This window comes from Dialister sp. i34-0019-2H8 (genome assembly GCF_042846925.1).
Taxonomy (GTDB): domain Bacteria; phylum Bacillota; class Negativicutes; order Veillonellales; family Dialisteraceae; genus Dialister.
This window is the reverse complement of the sequence record NZ_BAABYQ010000001.1, coordinates 2,488,670-2,509,137: the sequence shown is the minus strand read 5'-3', so window position 1 is coordinate 2,509,137 and position 20,468 is coordinate 2,488,670. Positions and strand designations below refer to the sequence as shown.

Below are 20,468 nucleotides of genomic sequence, written 5' to 3'. Positions count from 1 at the left end.
ACCCGTTGCGCCTTTTCCTGAGGTCCCTGAACTTTGCACCAAAATCTTTTTTAAAAATATTTGCAAAAACCCCTTGCAATTTCCAGAAAGATTTGTTATTATATACAAGTCACATGGATGATGACTTCCATCAAACAGATAGGGGCATAGCGCAATTGATAGAGCAACGGTCTCCAAAACCGTAGGTTGGGGGTTTGAGTCCCTCTGCCCCTGCCACATGGCCCAATAGCTCAGCTGGATAGAGCACTTGACTACGAATCAAGGTGTCGGGAGTTCGAATCTCTCTTGGGTCACCAGCCTGAAAGCCAGTACCGATCACGGTGCTGGCTTTTTTCGTGCTTGAGAAAATAAAAGCAGTGGACCATCAATACCGGATACCTGCCGCCTCGTCAGGAGGTTGTAGAGGATCCGGCTATCAAAGAAGCGATCGCCAAGACTCCGGCCCTCAAGGTTGCATTTGATGAGCTGCCGACACTTTCTCCGTTCACGGGGAAAAATGCACTGTATTTTCTTCTGATCGCACGATCTTATTCCGTTTACCGTCACCATGGTTCCGAACTACATCACCTTATCGGATATGGGTCTCGTAGACAGTATTTATGGCGTCGCGCTTCCGCAGCTGGCGGATGCGACTAGGATCTTCCTGCTGAGGCAGAGCCAGGAACGGGCTGTATCCCTGTGACCGTTCAGTATCACGAAGACTATGGAAGCCGTGTGGGATATTATTTTACGGTCAATGGAACGGATGTCATCTCCATTATGCGAGAAGATATTCTGCGGGGAAGATCGCAAACCTACTGGAAGGTCGATCAGCATACGCTGCATTTCTTTGATAAGGCGACGGAAGCCAATATCGGGTATCCGGAGGAGTAGTCATGAAATATTTCATCAGTGATCTCATCGTAGGAATGAAGCATTTTGCGGAATTTGCTGACTGGATCGAGAGCAACGAAGATCCCGATCTCGGCATTGAATTTACCGCATTCACACATGATGAAGCCTATTGGCAGGCTTTGGAGTCCAAAGTCCCGCAAATGACATGTTTCTTGCCCTTTCATGGGCCGTATGTGAACATCGAGGCGGCCTCGAACATCGGATCCGAAGAGAATGTATGGCTTATGGAAAGCTATAAAATGATGGCAAAGCAGACCAGCATCTGGACTATCATCATGGAACGGCAGATATTCGGCAGATCATGCATTGGGCAGGGAAATATACCGAGGATGCGGACATCGTTATCGAGTATGAACCGCATGAAAAGCTGACACATGCAGAACTTCTGGATGAAATGCATGAATTGAGAAGCTGGGTGGAAGAAGGAAAAGCGCTTTCTTGAAATCTCATCAAATGAAAGCGCCCGAAGGCTGCAGCCTATATGCTATAGTCTTCGGGTGTTTTTGCTTGCGCTGATTTTGTTATAACTCTGCGCAATAGCAACAGATATGACGGATATAATAAAGCGTCGCATACTTGGATTGGATGGAAGGAGATAGTCTTTTGTAAAGAGCATGTGTGATCAGGCAGGAAGGGGAATTGCCGGCGGCCATTTCTTGGGTAAGAGTGGAGACTCTGTCAGCATGAAGACCTGTCCATTGAATGATGGGTGGGATCGTGTCTGAGATGAAAAGGCGGATAGGGCGTGAAAGACCGGCATCCATTGCTATACAGGCAGACAAGCTGCGAAACCACTGTTGGTTTTTGCCGCAGGCATTGCATGTATCTAGAGTGATAGAAATCAGGCGTGGCAACGTGAGAGCAAACGTGTAACTTTCTGTTTGATGGCCGTCCAGCGTCAAAAGTATCTCATCCAGGTGCTGCTGAATATCCAAAAGATCTGTTCTGGCTGCGAAGTGTGAAGCCAGTTCTTTTAAGAATAGGTGGCGTGCCTCTGGTTCAAGAATGAATGGATAATAATCGGTCTGGAGATTTTTAGTGGATAGGCGAATAGAAATCATAATGACTTCACGTGTGTCAGTATTCTTCATAGCTTTGTTTTTCTTTCATGGCATAGATCATGGTGCAGTAATCTTCTGACTTTGAGGTGACGAGACAGTTGACGACGTCCATGATAAAAATGGGACCTTTAATAGATTGGTTTTCTTTTTTGAGCGCATCCAGATAAAAGTGGACACACTCTGCCATGTTTCGTCCACATGCATAGAAAAGCATGCAGATCCATTCGCCGTTGGGAATGAATTGAATTTCTTCTTTCTTATGTTTTTCTGGATGATCAATTTTTAAAAAGTAGGTGACTTGCGTGAAGTCTTTCTTGGCAATGTCGACAGAGGTAAAAAGTGCCTGTAATAGATAATGCGGCCATTTTTCATCAGCAAATCCTTCCAGAAAAAGTTGATTGGCTATATTGGATTCAGAGGACTCAAATTGATGATTGGTCTTGGCTTTCTTTGAGGTAATGATAAACCACTCCGGCAGGTAGAGATCGAATAAAGTTTCTGGTGCGTGGCGCTTTGAAAGCTGGTAGTAGTAGCGAAGGTTGCTGATGGTATTGAGAATAGCGGTGGTTTCCTGCATGTGGCTTTTCAGCGTTTGGGAGATTTCATCATATTTGTTTATCGTTACTTCATGGTGCTCTGCCCAAATAAATTCTCGGATTTCTTTGAGCGGAATGCATGCGTTCTTTCCAAACAAAATGCGTGTGAGTACCAGCGACTGTTCGGGCAGGTAATAACGATAATGATTTTTTCCGATATAGGCAGGCTTTAGCAGCCCGATCGCATCATAGTGTTTCAGCGTATCAATGGATGTGTGTGTTAATTCACTGAATTTGCGAATGGTTAGATATTTTTTTGCGTTTTCCATGATTATCTTAGCTTTCAATTGACTTGTGGGTTACCCATAGCTTTATAATACCATAATGGAATGCAATGCGTAGCATGATTATTTTATGAGGAAATACAAATGAATTGGAAACGATATGCACAAATTTGTCTTATGGGAGCAGCATTTCTGATTGGCGGATGTGGTATGGGAAACCAGGAAGAGCCTGCTTCGTCTGCCGCAGCAATCAGGCAGGAACAGGCATTTCCTGTGGTGGTAGAGAACTATGATAGTCAGGGGAACGGAGTCGCTACGACGTATGAAAAGCCCCCGCAGAAGATCATTGCCCTATGGCAGAATTCAGTCGAGACATTGCTGGAGTTGGGGGCTAAAGATCGGATTGTGGCTGTATCAGGAGTTGATGATGTTCGGCATCTGACTGAAGAAAATCAAAAGATCTATCCGACACTGCCGCTAATGACGAAGTATACGCTGAATCAGGAAACGGCATTGACGCTGCATCCGGATTTTATCTTAGGCTGGCTTTTCGATTTCACCGGAAGAGCCAATTCTATCGGGACGTGGAATTTCTGGCATGAGCGCCATGTGCCTGTGTATATGACCATGATGAATAATGCAGAATTTTTAAAGAAGCATGTCATAGAAGATGAATTGAAGTACATTGAAGATGTCGGAAAAATTATCGGGAACAGTACAAAGGCAACAGAGATCTGTGAGGATATTCAAAATAGGCTGAAAACCTATGCGGATTACGGTGCCAGACAGAATACACACCCGAAGGTACTGCTCATAGGCAGTCTTGCGAAGGATCTGCATGTGTATACGCCGCGCACACTGCCAGGAGATATTGTGACTCGCTTGGGCGGTCATGTCTTGGGGAAAGAGGTCGAGAGTGTCGGAAATACAGAAATCATGAGTCTGGAAACAGCAGTTACGGAGAATCCGGATATTATTTTTATTCAGTCTAAGCCGGAAATCGATGATGAAACATTGGCGTCTGTGTACACTCATCCTGCCTTGCAGGAGATCAGCGCTGTCAAAAATAAAAGGGTATATGCGATACCCTTTTATACGATCCGCTGTCCGGCGGTTCGTGTGAGGGATGCGATAGAAATCTTTGCGCGGGGATTGTATCCAAAACATTTTAATTAAACGCCCCAAATATATTGACATGTGGGTAACCCACTACTTTATAATACGATTATCAATTGTTAAGAACGCATGAGTCATTTTGTTCAAATCGTGAGAATCAAGAGAAGCAAAAAGCAATAATCGCGAGGGATCGAATGAGAATGCAGACGTTTCTTATCAGAATTCATATAAGGAGAGAGATTATGAACAAAAAACGAGCAGCATGGCTGGTAGCCGCATTGATGACAGCAAACGGAATTTCGGGGGGGTACTGGCAGCGGGCAATCAGCTCGATGAAGTGATCGTCACAGCTGATCGCTATGATGCAGATACTGCGCAGCTGGCGCCGGTCGCATCCGGCATGGTAGGTACGAAGCAGAATGTGGGGACACTGGGCAGCCAGGATGTACTGGATACACCGTTTGAACAGATGACATTTACCAAGAAGGCGATGGAAACCTTTTCCCAGCCGCAGAGAAGCGTGATGGATGTGCTGTCGCTGTCTCCATCTGTCCGTGTTACACACGGGTCTACGGATACGAATCTGTATATCCGCGGTTTCTCGGCAGGCAGCGGCAGTTGGAGTATGAATGGCATCCCCAGCATGAGTCATCAGATGACCATGCCGACCAACTATATGGATCGCGTCGAAGTACTGGCAGGGCCAAACATTGGTGTCAATGGGATTGGCATTTTCATGGCAGGCTCTGTCGGCGGGACGGTCGGCGTCACAACGAAAAAAGCACAGGAAAAGCCAATGCTGAATGCGGGTCTTTCCTGGTCTAGTGATTCCTACTATACGCAGACGGTCGATGTGGGTAAACGTTTTGGTAAAGATGGTGCCTGGGGCGTGCGCATCAATGCGCTGAATGCGACGGGGGGTCTCGCCGTAGATGGTACCAGAGATTACAAGAGAGATATCGCAGTGAATATCGACCATCGCGCTGAACGCAGCAAGACCAATATTTTCTTCAGCTACGACTATGACAACCAGTATGGTCGGTCCAATACCATTGGCCTAGGCAGCTTGAGCGGTCTTCCAAAGGTACCGAATAATAAAAAGAATCTTTCTCCGCACTGGTCCAATGATAAATATGAAAACACCACTTTTATTTTGAATCATGAGCAGTATTTGTCAGATGATCTGACCTGGTTTGGCAATTTTGGCTGGCGCTGGGAGGATTATTCCAGCTGGTTGCAGCAGTGGTCTGGTCGTCAATTGATTGATTTTGATGGAAATTACACAGGTACCTATACACAGATGCCGGTTTTCCATCACTACACGTATGCCAATACCGGATTCAAAGGAAAATTCAATGTAGGGCAGTGGAAAAATGAATGGGCAGCCATGTTTGACTGGACGAAATTCACAAGAGAAAAAGATACCAATGTTAGTGCGTCTAATAAGTATAATATTACCGGAAACATTTACAGCGGAACATCTTCTGCTCGTCCGAATGTAGTATGGGATGCCATCAATCCCAGCCAGTCGGATATCATGAGTGGCTGGACTTTGGTGAATACACTGAGTTCTCCAGATGACAGACTGCACTTTACTTTTGGTTATCATGGACATGAAGTCAAGGAAGATGACCAGAAGGGACATGTCGTGAAGTCCAGCGCGACAGCTCCGATCTTGGGCTTGAATTATAAAATCACGCCCAATGTGGCTGTATATGCCAGCCATACCGAAAACTTTGTACAGGGCAATACAGTGGGACAGAGTTATAGCAATAGAAATGAAATCCTTCCACCGTCTAAAACAAAACAGAACGAATTTGGCTTCAAGTATAAGAATGGAGATACGTTAAGCACTTTAAGTTTCTTCGAAATCAAAAAAGCCAATGGGATCGCTGTGCCGAATGGGGATGGCACAGAAGCGTATAAACTGGATGGAGAACAGAGAAATCGCGGGATCGAATACTCTCTGTCTGGCGATGCCGGAAAGAAACTGAGCTACATCGTCGGCGTATCTTATCTGGACTCCAAACAGACAAAGACACAGAAAGGGCTGAATGACGGCAGACGCGTAGATGCGATGCCGAAGTGGTCGGCAGATCTGGCGCTGATGTACAAGCCGACAGATGCGCTTCAGGTGACAGGACGTCTGACCTATACCGGTTCTGCTTTGATTCGAAATACAGCCAGCTATGATGCACCGATTAAAATCGGCGGGCAGACGCTGGTGGATCTGGGCGTTTCCTGGGATACGCATTTCGGAAAACAGCCAGTGACACTTTCGGCGTGGTGCTACAATCTCTTTGATAAAGACTACTGGTATGCAGCCGGTGGAAATAATATCGGCCTCGGTGCACCAAGAACCTATGCGATCTCTGCGCAGTTCAAGTTCTAAGGAAATATTGATCGCATCTGATTTCATTCCGCTTCCAATATTTCCGTAAAGATCAACAAAAATATGTTAAAATACTCTCAATGGATAACTAATCTGCAATTATCTATTGAGAGTTTTTTATAAGAAAGGGGTCACCAACATGGAGTCCATCTCAGTAGGAGTTGATATCGGTTCCGCTGCCATCAAAGTGGTCGTGCTTTCTGGGCGGGGGCAGCTGATGCACTCTGCGTATGTGCCGCATCATTATCGCGTACGGGAAACGCTCCGAATACTGTGGCGGCAGCTGATGGCGAAAGTGAGCGAGGGGGCATTGCATCTGGCTTTTACGGGGAAGGGAGCGGCAGAGTTCTCTTCGGCACTGCAGATCCCGTTCGTGGATGAAGTGCAGGCAGAGACAGAGGCCTTGCGGAGGTTTCACCCCGAGGTCGATGTGGCTGTTTCTCTGGGTGGGGAAGATGCGCGGATGATGTATTTCGAGAGAAATGGCGAGATGGATCTCAGAACAAATCGGAAATGCGCAGGTGGGACGGGAACGTTTCTGGCACATATGGCGGCGTTCTTCGGTGTGGATATCCAGGCGTTGAATGCGCTGGCAGAAAATGGGATACATCTCTATCCCATTGCCTCCCGGTGCGGGGTCTATGCGAAAACTGATATTCAGGCGCTGATGAATCAGGGCGTCGGTAAAGCGGATTTGGCAGCATCTATTTTCCAGGCGGTGGTGAATCAGGTGCTTTCTGATCTGGCCAAAGGGCGGCTGATACAGGGGAAGCTGGCGCTTCTGGGCGGACCGTTCGCTTTCATGCCGGCGCTTCGCCGTAGATTCTTGCAGACGATCGGAATCTCTTCGGCAGATGTCCTTCCTGTCACGCACGGGGAGCTTTATTGTGCTTGGGGAGCGGCTTTGCTGGGTCGGGAAGCTGCTCCAATTGCATGGCAGGATGTGAAGAGACTGCTGGATCAGGATCATTTACAAGAAGTGGCTGCCGAACGACTGGAACCACTCTTTCCGGATATGGCAGCGTATGACAGCTTTCGATGCTATTATCAACGTTTCCGACTTCCCCGAAGGCCGATGCCGCAGCCGCCCGCTAGATTGTGGCTGGGGATGGATGCAGGCTCTACGACGATCAAGCTGGTTCTCGTGGATGAAGAGGGTCAGATTTGTTATGAGGATTACAGGAAAAATGAGGCCGACGCACTTGAGACAGCCAAGAAGATGCTGCTTGCTATGTATAAAGCACTGCCTGCGGGCATTTCCATCGCCGCATCCGGCATCACCGGATATGGAGAGGCGTTTTTGAAACAGGCTTTTCAGATCGATACCGGAGAAGTGGAAACCGTCGCACATTTACAGGGAGCCCGTTTTTTCTGCCCGGAGGTTACAGATCTGTTGGATATCGGCGGACAGGATATGAAGTATATCCGCGTCAGAAAGGGGAGTATTCAGAAAATCGTTTTGAATGGTTCCTGCGCTTCCGGCTGCGGCTTGTTTTTGGAAACCTTTGCTGAGTCCATGGGACTCTCAATGGATGAATTTGTGAAGAAGGCTGTGCACGCCCCATATTGTCTGGATCTGGGGCATCATTGCACCGTATTGATGAATAGCAAGGTACATCAGGTGCAAAATGAAAACGTGGACACAGGCGGGCTGATATCCGGACTTTGTCTTTCTGTCGTGAAGAATGCACTGTATCGGGTGATGCGCTTGGACTCGATAGAGGAACTGGGGTCGCATATCGTGGTAGAGGGAGGGACCTTTCAGAATGATGCTGTTCTGCGTGCCTTTGAGACACTGGTCGGTCATCCGGTCGTTCGTCCGAATGGTTCCGGCATCATGGGTGCTTATGGGATGGCGCTCTTGACGAAGAAAAGGATGCCGGAGGCTGCACGGTCGAAGATGCTTTCCGCGGATGAAATACGAAAACTGAGTGTCAGAGAGGAGTCAAGCCGGTGCCCGGGGTGCGGGAATCACTGTCTCTTGCAGAAAAAAACCTTTTCTAATGGACATTGCTTTATTGTAGGAAATCGATGCTCTTATGGTGAACGGCTACTGGCGAAAGAGCATTTTGTTTCTCGGAAGGTGCCAAATCTCTATGAGTGGGAAAAGAACCAGTTGCTGCAGTCATCGAAGGTAAACCCGTCAGCTGAAAAAACAATGGGTATTCCGGCGGTGCTGGGGCGATGGGAAGATATGATTTACTGGAAGGTCTTTTGGCAGACGCTTGGGTATCGCGTCATGCTCTCTGCTTTTGATGCAGCATCACTCGGAAAGAGTACCGTGACCATACCGCATGGGATTTACTGTTATCCCTGCAGGCTGGCCCACGGACATCTGATGTACTTTTTGGAACAATGTAAGCCCGATGGTATCTGGATGCCTGTGATAAGCGGGGGAAAAGAAGAGCCGGATATTGATGAAGCGACACATGCAGCCTATGGGGATATATTGGCAGAGCAGATGAAGGAGCAGATTTCTGCAGCCGGCATTCCATTCTATCACCCGCAGATCTCTTTTTATGACCATCAGTCGTTGCTTGCTTTCATGAGGGAGAATCTTCCGCAGGTGACACCGCATGCTTTGAGGCGCGCCACGACGGCAGCAGAGAAGGCACAGCGTGGCTATAAGGCGCGTTTGGGAAAGAAAACAAGGGATGTCCTGGAATGGATCGAAAGGGAAAAGAAAAACGCCCTGGTACTGGTCGGACGAAGCTATCAGCTGGATCCCGAGATCAATAAGGGGATACCTGCTGTCATGGCAGGACTGGGTATCCCTGTGTTGTCTGCAGAGGGATTGTACTTGCTGCAGAATGAGGGACATGATACGCCTACGTTCCGGGAGAAAGCTTTATTTACTGCGGAAATGGTCTGTGCAAATCCTTATCTGCATTTTGTACAGCTGCAGTCGACCAGTTGCGGCTGGGATATGACGACGATAGATGCGCTGCAGAAGAGGCTGGAACGGGCAGGGAAGCGCTACACTATGATCTCACTGGATCAGGGAGTCAGTACGGGAGCGTTACAGATACGCATCCGATCATTGATGGCAGAAATTCAGGAAAAGCAGAATCGTCTTTACTAATAAAACGAAAAAGTATGGATCTGATCTTCCTGTGAATGAGAATGTTTTTTGTGTATAATAAATTTGCAACTTTTTTATAAAGATCAAGAAGAGGGTAAGATGCAGAAACTGTTTAGAGAAATCGGATTTGCCTGTCTTTTGCTTGTGCTCGCTTTGCTGCTCGTATGCTCCCTGTTTTGGGCGCTCAGTATCGGGACAGTGAAGCTGCCGGTTCGTGAAATTTACGAGACGGTGCTCGCGCAGTTTACCAGCGGAGAGCCTATCACGGCGCCAGGACAGGGGCCTGTCCATGATATCGTCTGGCTGCTTCGTCTGCCGCGCTTGATCCTGGCGTCCCTTGTTGGCTGCGGGCTGGCAGTGTGCGGGGTCATCATGCAGGCGATCGTGAAGAATCCATTGGCGGACCCCTATATATTAGGCATTTCTTCCGGCGCATCACTGGGAGCGACGTCGGCGATTCTCTTGGGCATCGGTGTTTCGCTGGGGCCGAATTTTGTGGGGATCGCGGCATTTATCGGCGCCTTTGCGATTTCGCTGGCGGTGCTTTTCATATCGAATCTGGGCGGGCGCTCGAACTCGATGAAGCTGCTTCTTGCCGGCATGGCACTTTCGGCGGTGTGTGGGGCGTTTTCCAGCTTTATTGTATATTTTGCGAATAATAAAGAAGGCATGCAGACTATCGCGTACTGGATGATGGGGAGTCTTGCGGGAGCCAAGTGGGGAGAGCTTGCGATCATTGCACCGATCATCATGGCTTCGGTTATTTTTTTCTGGACACAGAGCCGCGTGCTGAATTTAATGCTTCTTGGGGATGAATCGGCCATTACCATGGGGACAGACCTTCATGCCTATCGCCAGTGGTATCTTTTGATCTCCTCACTCATTGTCGGCTTTGCGGTATACGCGGCGGGCATGATCGGCTTTGTGGGACTCATCATCCCTCATGTCATTCGTATGTTCACGGGGCCGGATCATAAGCGGCTGATCCCCGTATCGGCGCTGACGGGGGCGATTTTCCTCGTCATCTGCGATGGCTTGTGCCGCATCATCATCCCGCATACCGAGCTTCCTATCGGTATCCTGATTTCTATGATCGGCGCGCCGAGCTTTATCTATCTGATGATCAAGAAAACGTATGGCTTTGGAGGGAATGACTGATGGAGATACTGGCAGAGGCGGTGAAATATTTCATCGGCAAAAAGGAGATCCTAAAGGGTATCGACCTGCACCTTTCGCCGAAAGAATTCCTGGGAATCATCGGACCCAATGGCAGCGGGAAAAGTACTTTTCTGAAGTGCGTCTATCGCGTGCAGAAACCGACCGAGGGGAAGATCCTCTTTGACGGAAAAGCGCTGGATGAGCTGTCGTATCGGCAGTCGGCGCTGATGCTTGCGGTCGTGGCGCAGCACAATTACTACAATTTTGATTTCTCCGTGCTCGATGTCGTCCTTATGGGGCGCTCGCCGCATAAGAAGATGATGGAGCGGGATAACGAAGAGGACTACCGATTGGCGCATGAGGCGCTGGATATCGTGGGGCTTCATGGCTTTGAAGAGAGAAATTTCTCGACGCTCTCCGGCGGCGAGCAGCAGCGCGTCATCCTGGCGCGTGCGCTGACGCAGGGATCAGAGTGCCTCGTACTGGATGAACCGACGAATCATCTCGATATCAAGTACCAGCTCCAGATCATGGATATCGTGAAGAGCCTCGGTCATACCGTGGTCGCAGCGGTGCATGACCTGAATATCGCAGCGATGTATTGTGATAGACTGATCGCAATACAAGGCGGGAAGGTGGTCGGCGCGGGGACGCCGAAGGAGCTTCTGACACCGGCTTTCATCAAGAAGCTCTATGATGTGGACTGTGAGATCCACTATGGGGAGGATGAAAGGATGAATATCGTCTATATCCCGCAGCATTGGAAGAAGTAAAGAATGCGTGCGATGATGATTCAAGCTGCAATCAAAAAAGCAGGACGTCAGTGACGTGCCTGCTTTTTTGATTTGTGATGCTATTCCGGTGTAAAGCAGCTTTACTTTTAAGAGTCAATTCGAATCATGGTGGTCATGATCCATCGACTTTGCCCTGTCATCCAATACTGACTCAAGGGAAATACCATGAAGTGATCATCGGCTTTCATATGATTCCGCTCGATAAAATCAAGCAGAGTACGTTTCGTTTCTGTATCAATGACACCATAATGACCATATCCATGGACTTTGAGATAGATACCCGGCTTCATGGTGTATACGGCTTGCTCTTTTATACCAGGTATGTGCGGGATGTAATGTGTCAAGAAAGAGTAGGTTGTGACGGGCTGTTTCTCGTGCAGGGACGACGATGGTAAAATGAAGCCGAGAATGCTGTCTCGAAAGCAGTTCTCGTCTTGCAGATAGGGACGGAGAGCCGCAGCCATATGTGAGACGCGATCCTTTACTGGTGCAGACATGTCTATATCCCAGCGATAATATCGACGTTCTTTCTCTAGCTCGGTGATAAATATCCGGTTCAAAATGAGATGGGGCTGACGTTCCATAGAATGGATGCGTTTTTCGAGGATCTGGCTTTTCTTTTGCAGCTGCTTCATTTGCTCCTCGTACTCGGATAGCTTCCGCTTATAGATACTAAGAAGAAATTCGTCGTTTCCATGCTGCAAGTATTGATAGATTTCTTCCAGCGGGATGTCCATTTTTCTCAAAGTGATGAGTATCTTTAGCTGGAAATACTTGGAGAGCAGATAATACCGATAGCCGTTGCTTCCTGTCGCGGTAGCGGTGAAGAAGTTCTTTTTGTCATAGAAGATCAGAAGCTGCTTGGATAGACCGGTGAGCCGGGCCAATTCGCCTGTGGTAAAGTAAAATTCTTTATTTTCCATATTTTCCCCTTGACAATAAAGTCGTTGTACTTGATAGATTAAGGAAAGATAAATTTCACATGAATGATAGAAAGCAAAAGGTGAGTGTTTTTTATATTATATCATTCAGTTTGTTGAGGAGGAAAGCAATGAAATTGAAAGGGAAAATCGTCATCGGTGCGATGGTTTTGGCAACCCTCTCTGGGATGCAGAGTATGGCTGCGGAGGCAGAGGTGTACCAGTTGGGGGAAGTACTGGTCACGGCCAATAAATACAGTGTTCCGGATCTGGAAATTCCGGCGGCAACGGAAGTTATTTCAGGGCAGCAGATCGAAAACATGGGCGCCAAGAGTGTGATGGAAGTCATGAAGAATATTCCTGGCTTTGTTATTTCGGAGTCTCCGTTTGGTAATGGCAATCCGGGGATTCGCGGAATTTCTGGTCATATGAGCATTATGATCAATGGGATTCCTCTGAATCAGGACTACTATTTCCAAATGGGAACCTTGTCTGCGACCAGCATCGACAGGATCGAAGTGGTCAAAGGGGGTTCAGCTGTTTTATACGGCAGCAATGCGACGACGGGTGTTATCAATATCATCACGAAAAAGGATAACGAAAACAAAATCGTAGTAGGTGCTGGTGATCATACCCAGAGAAATATTTCCGGCTATGTAAATGCGAAAGGGCTGTCCGTTGCCTATGAACACTATGGCATTAAAGATGCAGGGATTCTTTCGAAATCGCCATCCACACTGTATGATCAGACAAATATGTATCGGGATAGCGTCAACGTAAACTATACGCCTAATGAACATTGGAATTTCATGTACCTCTATAGCGACAGGCATTCTGATGTAGATACGCTGAACGCCAGAACGCTGGCTAAGACCGGCTCATATGACAGCAATACGCTGTATGATGTTTCTCAGATCACGTATACCAATAAGAATCTGCGTGTGACGACTTACTATCAGGACAGAGCTTGGAAATATATCTATAATGGCCGCGGCGGTAAAGACACGGGCCGCTCTTATGGCGTAGACGTAGTCAATAAATGGGATCTTGGCTGGACGGATTTCACAGCGGGCGGTATGTTCGAAAATGAACGCTTTAGAAATTTATCGGGGAATCATTGGATCGAGCGAGATAGAAACTATGGGGCTGTTTATTTTTTGACGGACACAGACTTGAATGAAAAAACAAAGTTTCTGTTTGGCGCGCGTGAAGTATTTACTGGCGATTCGGGGAATGCATTCTGCCCGTCCTTCCAGCTGCTGTACAAATTAAACAATACGTCTTCCGCTTACATCAATGTCAATAAATCTTTGAGAAAGCCGGATCTGTCAAAACGATATGGCAGCAATGCGACAACACTGCCAAATCCGGACTTGAAGTCTGAAAAAGCCTGGACATATGAAGCTGGCCTGAAGAAGCAGGTGGGCGAACATGGCATGTGGAAGTTTGATGTATATCACATGGAAATTTCAGACCGTATTTATTCTGATTATGTCAATGGAAGCACCAGTCTTAAGATGAATTACAATGCGGATAAGTATAAAAATACGGGTGTAGAATTGAGCTACGGATGGACGGTACCGCAGGGGTTCTCTTATAATATTGGAATTTCCAGCAGCAATCCAAAACAGTTGGAGAAAAAAGCGGGCTCTAGCTGGGAACGGGCGGAAAACCGTTTGAGTATTCACTCGGATTTTTCATATAATATGAAAAATACCTCGGTCAACCTGTTCTTCAACTATGCAGGACAAAGGGTGAAGGATACTGATCCGATGTTTTCTCTGGATATGAATGTTCGACAGAAACTCACGGAGAATGATGCTGTTTCTCTGAAAATCAGCAACGTTTTGGACAGAGATGATTACAGAGGCTCGACGCCGGGAGCCTGCATGCAGGAAAGAAGCTGGCTGCTGAGTTATGAGCATAAGTTCTGATAGTTTATAAGATGGCAGAAAAGGGGAATTTCAATCAACTGAAATTCCCTTTTCTTTCTATGAGGAGAGATCCATGCTGAAGAAATTGCTAAGCCTCATTCTGGCAGCGATCTGTGCGATCGCGCTAGGCGGATGCATGAGTGATGCGCCGCAGTCAGGGGGCGGGTACACGGTGACGGATGCCCGCGGGAAGACGCTGCACATAAAGGAGAAACCGAAACGTATCATTTCCACGTATATCTTTGCAGATGAGATCTTACTCGATCTGGTATCGCATGACCGCATCGTGGCCATGGACAAATGGATCCACGACCCGGGTCTATCTATGGCAGTCGAGAGTGCAAAGGATGTCACGACAGAGGTCGATAACAGTCCTGAGCACATGATATCGCTACGCCCGGATCTGGTGGTGGTGGGTGAGAGTCAGATCAAGATGGTGCAGTCATTGGAAAGTGCGGGGCTTCCGGTCTTTGTTTACAAGGATGCCAAGTTGATCAAGGATATACCGGATGAGATCCGCTCGCTGGGGAGAGCGGTGGGAGAGAATGACAGGGCAGAGACGCTGATCGCAGAGATGGAAAGCCGCTTGCGGGACATAGAGAAGAAGGTGGCGGTCATTCCGGAAAATCAGAAGAAGCGGGTGATGCTGGTGCTTCGCTTTGGTCCTATCGGCGGGGAAGGAAATATATTTCATGATGTGTTGACCCGCGCAGGGACGATAGACGTCTATAATGATGTGCGTCCGCCGGCACTTTCTGGGAATGGGACATCCATGATTTTAAGCAAGGAGGAATTCGTAAAGTCAGATCCGGATATGCTTATCATGGGGAACTGGTCACAAGGGGGCGCTTTTAAAGACAGCGAGCAGCAGCTGCAGGAGATGTATGAGAATCCGGCCTATTCCTCTATGAGAGCGATACGGGACAAGCAGGTCGTCATCCTGCCGCAGCGGAATGTGAATTGTCTCTCACATCATGTGACGGAAGGGATCGAGACCGTGTATCAGGCAGTCTATGAAGGAAAGGGGAGCGCGTCATGATTTTCACGCCGGGAAAGCAGAGAAAGATCATTCACTGTAATCTCATGCAGGCTGCCTTGGGGGCAGTACAAAATTCAAGATGTGCGGTGGTTATTCATAATGTCAGATCCTGCTCCAAGGTGGTGTGGGATGCGTTCCGGTCGTTGGGGGAAAAATACAGAGAAATCACTGGGAACAGGAAAATGGATGGCTTTCTTTTCTGTACGGGTTTGACTGATCAGGATGCTGTATTTGGCGGCAATGAAAAGCTCAGACGTTGTCTGGAAGATATCTGTGATGAGATCCATCCCGAAGTGATTTTAGTCGTTTGCGGATGTGTGCCGGGTGTCATTGGGGATGATACCGAGGCGCTGTGTCAGGAGGTAGAAGCGGAAACCGGCACGACCGTCGTTCTGCTGCCCGGGCACGGCTTTATGGTGCCGGGCCTGGTGGATACTGTTACTTCCATGGCGCGGCTGCTGTTTGATACGTGGACTCTTCCGCAGGTGAAGGCAGAAAAAGACCGGGAGATCTGCCTGGTGTCCGGCTTGTCACCGGCTTATAGTTCGCCGGAAGAATATCATGAGTTCATGGAGGTGCTGCGCCTTTTGGGGTTCACACGCATTCTGTGTCCGCCCGTGGGTGTCAGCAGGAACGATTATATGGATATGGGGCGTGCGTCACAGGTCGTATCGTTCACCAGGGGGGCTTTTCAGGAACCGGCATCGACAGAGAATGCTCTGTATATGGCACATAGACTGGATGTACCCATGGTGAATTGGACCCATGTCCGCACGCCTGCAGAAAGCCGACGTGCTTTTATGGGGATGGCTTCTTTGCGAGAGAAAGAAGAGGTCATGGAAATGTATTGCCGGAAGCAGGAAACCCGTCTGGTGAAATTGCTGCAGGAGGGGAAACGTGCTGCTCGTGGGAAAAGCTGCCGGATGCGGCTGGGAATTACCCGGCAGGCAGAGGGGCTGAGGCAGCCGGTGGCATTTCTTCGGGCGATGGGGATCGAAGATATCACCATCGTCTTGGCGGCGATGATCCCGCGGGAGGATGAAGCGTCGATACGCTCTGTCGTGGAAACAGAGTGCGGGGCATTGAAATGGAGCAGGCAGGAGGTATCAGCGGATGTACGGCTGTCTACCGTTTCTTTTGATCTGCGGCAAAGTCATGAGATCCTGATTCCGTCATGTCTGGGGTATGCGGGATGGATTTCCTTTATCACGCAGATCGTAAAAACCTATGGAGGCTGTGATGAGTAAGCTGGATCGATGGCGGGTGTGCAAAGAAGAAACGGCCATGGCGGGAGCGGCTGCGGCCCTGCTCAGTATTTCCGATCTGGGGTTGGTTCTGGATTCGCCCATGTGGTGCTCGACTCTGACCGCTCGGAGGATCGCAGAGTGTGAGCCTCTTTGGGCGAGGCGGATGTACAGCACGCTGATCGAGGAGAATGACCTGGTCTTTGGAGCAAAGAAGAAACTGCTGCAAGTGGCACAGGATATGCGGCAGGAGGCGGACTATGCTGTCGTGGGGGTAGCGGTAAACTGCGGCCCTGCGCTGATGGGGGATGATATCGAGGGGATCTGCCAGTCTGTGATGGACATTCCCGTGTGCGTATCTGACGCCAGCGGGTTTAACGGTGATGCCGATCGGGGTTGGTCGGATGCTATGATTTCTCTGCTGCGTAAAGTGCCTCACTTTTCAGAGAAGAAGCAGGCAGGGAAAATCAATGTGATCGGTCAGTGCATCCTGGATCCTGCGTCCGATGAAAGCTGGGAGAATGTATTGTTCATTCCTGGCGGGCAGCCAATGAAGTACGAAGAGCTAGCCTGGCTGTCGGAAGCAGAAATGAATCTGGTCGTGCATCCCAGAGGCCTTGCTGTGGCGCGCTGGCTGGAAGAAAATACGCAGGTGCCGTACAGCATTCAGTAGGAGTCAAGCCTGTGCCCAATGCTCGGTGATTCTGGCATCTTCTAAGGAAACGCTGATGCAATCACAGAGTCAGTATTTCCCTATATATAATGACGCCCTTTAGCTATAGCCTGCAGCGTGGATAAAAGGCATGCAATCATTCGAGAAAGACTGGGGAATCGTATAGACTTTTAAGCGGCGCGGAAGTTCGCGCTTATTCTTGGGTTTTCATTAGGGGAAGCCAGTTAACGTTGCAGATATTGAGATTTTCATAAAAACTGCAACGTTAACTGGCCTTTTTCTCGTGGGCAGATATAATAAAGAAAGGAGGCTTTCTACTATGGAACTGTTCAAACGAGAGAAATATTTATCCAAAATTCGTGGATTTTATGATGCGGATGATATGATCAAAGTCATCACCGGGGTCAGACGCTGCGGCAAATCCTGCCTGATGCAGACCATCATGGATGAACTTTCCGCTAACGGGGTCCCTGCGGATCACCTCATCTATCTGAATTTAGACAGCCGGAGCTATCGCCATGTACAGACCGCTGAAGTGTTGGATCAGCTTATCGCTTCTTATGCATCGCTCCCCGGGCGCAAGTATCTGTTCATTGATGAAATCCAAAATGTCAGCCAGTTCGAGCGAGTCATTAACAGTTCTCGTGAAGACGGCGATTTTTCCATTTTCATTACGGGATCGAATTCCTATCTTTTGAGCGGTGAGCTTGTCACCAAGCTGACCGGCCGATACATTGCGTTCGAGCTTTATCCCCTGAGCTTCGACGAGTATGAAGAGATGAAGCAGTTTTATCACAAGGCGATTGATCCAGACCGCCTGCAGGAACTCTCCCAGTATATTTTGGAGGGAGGTTTTCCTCGGGCTATCGGATTCGCTGAACTTGCTGACAAGAGAACCTATGTCCAAGGGATCATACAGGAAATCTTTGAGAAAGACATTCGTCGACGGGTCAAGATCCGCGATCGCCAGTCTTTTGAGACGGTGAGAAATTTCATCATCAACAACTTCGGGGCGACGACAAGCATCAGCAGTCTGCATGATTCGCTTCGCAAGAACGGGTTGGAGATCAGCCGCCAGACCATCGCGAGGTACATTCAGATTTTGGAAGACGCCAAAATTCTTTACTGTTGTGATCGATTTGACATGAAATCCAAACGTGCTTTGAGCGGAGAGAAGAAATATTATCTGGCAGATTTGAGCTTCTACTTCGCGCTAAACACTGACAATCGGATCAACTATGGTCCTGCACTGGAAAATATCGTGTTCATTTATGCAAGAAGTATGGGCTATGCGGTCAGCATTGGGCGCATCGGGGCGCTGGAATGTGATTTCATCCTGCGAGGCGGTGATATGCAGTATGCTTATGTGCAAGTCGCGCTCACTATCCTCAGCAGCCGGAAAACGGAAGATAGAGAGTATCGTCCGCTGGAGATGATTAGGGACAATTATCCAAAGTATGTCGCCACGTCAGACGCATTCCTCCAGCAAAGAAATGGAATCCAGCATATCAATATAATTGATTTTATGAAAAAACAGAGACGTTTTTAATCAGCGTTTCATTAACAGTATACAGCCTTCAAACTTATCGTATGAAGCAAGAAGGTCATTCCTATGCATATCGCGATTTCTGTTCCCATCAAGAAGGAGTTTGAGGAAACGGTTTCTCAGACGTTTCCTGACTCAACTCTTTCCCAGCGGGAAACTGCCTATAAAAGCCCATAAAATCTATGAATCGGCCCTTTGGGCGTAACATACTCCCGTGCAGGACAAAAATATGATATAATAATTGTCGATAAATGACAGCAGCTATGGGCTGCCCGGTGAAGAGGGGTATATGTATGCATTTTCAGGATGAATTGACCATCGATATGACGCATTTTTCCGGCGAGGGCTGGGGGATCGCGGAGGAGGAGATCGATGCCTGCAAGGAGCGCATCCGTGAGGCGGCGCTTTCTGTGGAGCGGCTTCGGAAGAGCGGGAAGGGGCCGGACGGCAGTCTCGTGCTTTTCCCGCATCTGCCGTATCTTCTGGAGGAAGAGATCCTGATCTCCAAAGAGGAGCGGGAGAGGCTGCTTGCTCTCTCGAAGCTGGCGAAGGGGCAGGATATCGTGGTGTCGATCGGTATCGGGGGCTCGTATCTTGGAAATCAGGTGCTTTTTGATCTTTTCTGCGGACAGTACTGGAATCTGATGACGAAGGAGGAGCGACACGGGTATCCGCAGCTGTATTTTGCGGGGCAAAATCTGGATCCGGTGAGTCTTCTCTCGCTGGTGGAGCGTATCCGGCGGAGCTCGCAGACGGCGTGGTGGAAGCACAAGGTGCTGCTGGTCGTGAATTCGAAGTCCGGGACGACTTTGGAGCCGGTCATGGCAGAGCGGGCGCTGCGTGAGATGCTGGGGAAGTTCTGCGATGTGAGCGTCATTGCGGTGACGGACAAGGAGAAGGGGGCGCTGCGTCCTCTGGCGGAGAAGAATGGCTGGCCGTGCTTCACGGTGCCGGATGGCATCGGCGGACGTTTCAGTATTTTCTCTCAGGTGGGGCTGGTCTTTGCGATGCTTTCGGGGATCGATATCCGGGATTTCCTGGCGGGGGCGAGGATGACGGAAGAGGCTTGCCGCAGTCTTTCGCTTTCGGAGAATCCGGCGCTGCAGCTGGCGGTCCGTAAGTATCTGGCGCGGGAAAATCATGGCGTCGATGCGGAGATCATCATGCCGTATGGGGACAGTCTCCGCTCGCTCGGCTGGTGGTATGCACAGCTTCTGGGTGAGTCTTTGGGCAAGGCGCTCACGGTCTCCGGGGAAGAGATCCACTATGGCCGTATCCCGGTCGCAGCGGTGGGGACGACGGATATGCATTCGTTGACGCAGGAGCATCAGGAGGGGAAACGGAATAAGCTCGTGCAGTTCATCACGGTCAGGGAATCGCGGGAAGACGCGGCCATCCTCTGTGATGAGGGGGAAGAGCGCGGCCCGGTCCCGCTTTCCTACATGATGCGTGCGGCGCAGCGCTCGGATGAGGAGGCGCTGGCCCATGATGGACGCATGAGCTGTGATCTCATCATGAGAAGGTGTACGCCGTTCCATGTGGGGGCGCTCATGTATTTTCTCTTCCTCACGATCGCCTACGAGGGGGCGCTTGCGGGCGTCAATGCCTATGACCAGCCGGGGGTGGAGAGTTACAAGAAGATCCTCCATGCGGATCTGAAAGAGTATATCGTGAAGCATAAGAAGTGACTAGGGACTGGTGGCTGGTGACTAGTGGCTAGGGACTAGGAATAAGGGAGTAGGAATAAAAAACCGCAGCGGCGATGTCGCTGCGGTCTTTTGCACGCTAAGGAAAG

General features: G+C 49.0%; 16 protein-coding genes and 2 tRNA genes. 15 read left to right on the top strand and 3 right to left on the bottom strand.

All coding sequences use genetic code 11. The features are described from left to right. The first annotated feature begins 140 nt into the window (after window positions 1–140). The 4 genes from ACGG9R_RS10870 (at window position 141) to ACGG9R_RS10855 (ending at window position 1,265) form a co-directional block, all read left to right on the top strand. Window positions 141–216: transfer RNA gene (locus tag ACGG9R_RS10870), tRNA-Trp, on the top strand. 3 nt (window positions 217–219) lie between these two features. Then, window positions 220–296, top strand: a tRNA-Arg gene (locus ACGG9R_RS10865). A gap of 382 nt (window positions 297–678) precedes the next feature. Then, window positions 679–873: a hypothetical protein gene (locus ACGG9R_RS10860; protein ID WP_390154995.1), complete on the top strand. Its 195-nt coding sequence runs from the start codon at window positions 679–681 to the stop codon at window positions 871–873. A 2-nt stretch (window positions 874–875) separates the two neighbouring features. Continuing rightward, window positions 876–1,265 (top strand): hypothetical protein, encoded by a 390-nt coding sequence (locus ACGG9R_RS10855; protein WP_390154993.1) that lies wholly within the window; start codon window positions 876–878, stop codon window positions 1,263–1,265. Window positions 1,266–1,415: 150 nt separating this feature from the next. On the opposite strand, the gene ACGG9R_RS10850 is transcribed toward ACGG9R_RS10855, so the two are convergent. Continuing rightward, window positions 1,416–1,985 carry a hypothetical protein gene (locus ACGG9R_RS10850; RefSeq protein ID WP_390154990.1) on the bottom strand — a complete coding sequence of 190 codons (570 nt, stop codon included), beginning with the start codon at window positions 1,983–1,985 and terminating at the stop codon, window positions 1,416–1,418. Continuing rightward, window positions 1,972–2,820: a MerR family DNA-binding transcriptional regulator gene (locus tag ACGG9R_RS10845; protein ID WP_390154987.1), complete on the bottom strand. Its 849-nt coding sequence runs from the start codon at window positions 2,818–2,820 to the stop codon at window positions 1,972–1,974. Before ACGG9R_RS10845 ends, ACGG9R_RS10850 begins: the two co-directional genes overlap by 14 nt. A 99-nt stretch (window positions 2,821–2,919) precedes the next feature. Here ACGG9R_RS10845 and ACGG9R_RS10840 point away from each other — a divergent pair, with 99 nt between their 5' ends. The 5 genes from ACGG9R_RS10840 (at window position 2,920) to ACGG9R_RS10820 (ending at window position 11,296) form a co-directional block, all read left to right on the top strand. Next, on the top strand, window positions 2,920–3,951 hold the full coding sequence (locus tag ACGG9R_RS10840) for an ABC transporter substrate-binding protein (RefSeq protein WP_390154985.1): 1,032 nt from the start codon (window positions 2,920–2,922) through the stop codon (window positions 3,949–3,951). A 202-nt stretch (window positions 3,952–4,153) separates the two neighbouring features. Continuing rightward, window positions 4,154–6,283 (top strand): TonB-dependent receptor, encoded by a 2,130-nt coding sequence (locus tag ACGG9R_RS10835; RefSeq protein ID WP_390154982.1) that lies wholly within the window; start codon window positions 4,154–4,156, stop codon window positions 6,281–6,283. 139 nt (window positions 6,284–6,422) lie between these two features. After that, window positions 6,423–9,365, top strand: coding sequence for a BadF/BadG/BcrA/BcrD ATPase family protein (locus ACGG9R_RS10830; RefSeq protein WP_390154979.1), 2,943 nt, complete (start codon window positions 6,423–6,425; stop codon window positions 9,363–9,365). A 99-nt stretch (window positions 9,366–9,464) separates the two neighbouring features. Then, window positions 9,465–10,523: a FecCD family ABC transporter permease gene (locus tag ACGG9R_RS10825; RefSeq protein WP_390154976.1), complete on the top strand. Its 1,059-nt coding sequence runs from the start codon at window positions 9,465–9,467 to the stop codon at window positions 10,521–10,523. After that, entirely contained in the window at window positions 10,523–11,296 is a 774-nt protein-coding gene (locus tag ACGG9R_RS10820; protein WP_390154973.1) for an ABC transporter ATP-binding protein, read from the top strand. The genes ACGG9R_RS10825 and ACGG9R_RS10820 overlap by 1 nt, the downstream gene beginning before the upstream one ends. Window positions 11,297–11,403: 107 nt before the next feature. Here the strand turns inward: ACGG9R_RS10820 and ACGG9R_RS10815 are convergent, their stop codons facing one another. Beyond that, complete coding sequence (locus ACGG9R_RS10815; protein WP_390154970.1) at window positions 11,404–12,240, bottom strand: MerR family DNA-binding transcriptional regulator; 837 nt, start codon at window positions 12,238–12,240, stop codon at window positions 11,404–11,406. Window positions 12,241–12,368: 128 nt separating this feature from the next. Between ACGG9R_RS10815 and ACGG9R_RS10810 the strand changes: the two genes are divergently transcribed. From ACGG9R_RS10810 to ACGG9R_RS10785, 6 genes are all read left to right on the top strand, one after another. Next, window positions 12,369–14,171 carry a TonB-dependent receptor plug domain-containing protein gene (locus ACGG9R_RS10810; protein ID WP_390154967.1) on the top strand — a complete coding sequence of 601 codons (1,803 nt, stop codon included), beginning with the start codon at window positions 12,369–12,371 and terminating at the stop codon, window positions 14,169–14,171. 73 nt (window positions 14,172–14,244) lie between these two features. Beyond that, on the top strand, window positions 14,245–15,210 hold the full coding sequence (locus ACGG9R_RS10805; RefSeq protein ID WP_390154965.1) for an ABC transporter substrate-binding protein: 966 nt from the start codon (window positions 14,245–14,247) through the stop codon (window positions 15,208–15,210). Continuing rightward, window positions 15,207–16,457 carry a nitrogenase component 1 gene (locus ACGG9R_RS10800; RefSeq protein ID WP_390154962.1) on the top strand — a complete coding sequence of 417 codons (1,251 nt, stop codon included), beginning with the start codon at window positions 15,207–15,209 and terminating at the stop codon, window positions 16,455–16,457. Before ACGG9R_RS10805 ends, ACGG9R_RS10800 begins: the two co-directional genes overlap by 4 nt. Next, a complete protein-coding gene (locus tag ACGG9R_RS10795; protein ID WP_390154959.1) occupies window positions 16,450–17,127 on the top strand; it encodes a nitrogenase component 1 in 678 nt (225 codons plus the stop codon). The genes ACGG9R_RS10800 and ACGG9R_RS10795 overlap by 8 nt, the downstream gene beginning before the upstream one ends. 319 nt (window positions 17,128–17,446) lie before the next feature. Then, complete coding sequence (locus tag ACGG9R_RS10790; protein ID WP_390154956.1) at window positions 17,447–18,676, top strand: ATP-binding protein; 1,230 nt, start codon at window positions 17,447–17,449, stop codon at window positions 18,674–18,676. Between the two features lie 290 nt (window positions 18,677–18,966). Next, window positions 18,967–20,361, top strand: a complete 1,395-nt coding sequence (locus ACGG9R_RS10785; RefSeq protein WP_390154953.1) for a glucose-6-phosphate isomerase — start codon at window positions 18,967–18,969, stop codon at window positions 20,359–20,361. Window positions 20,362–20,468: the final 107 nt, after the last annotated feature.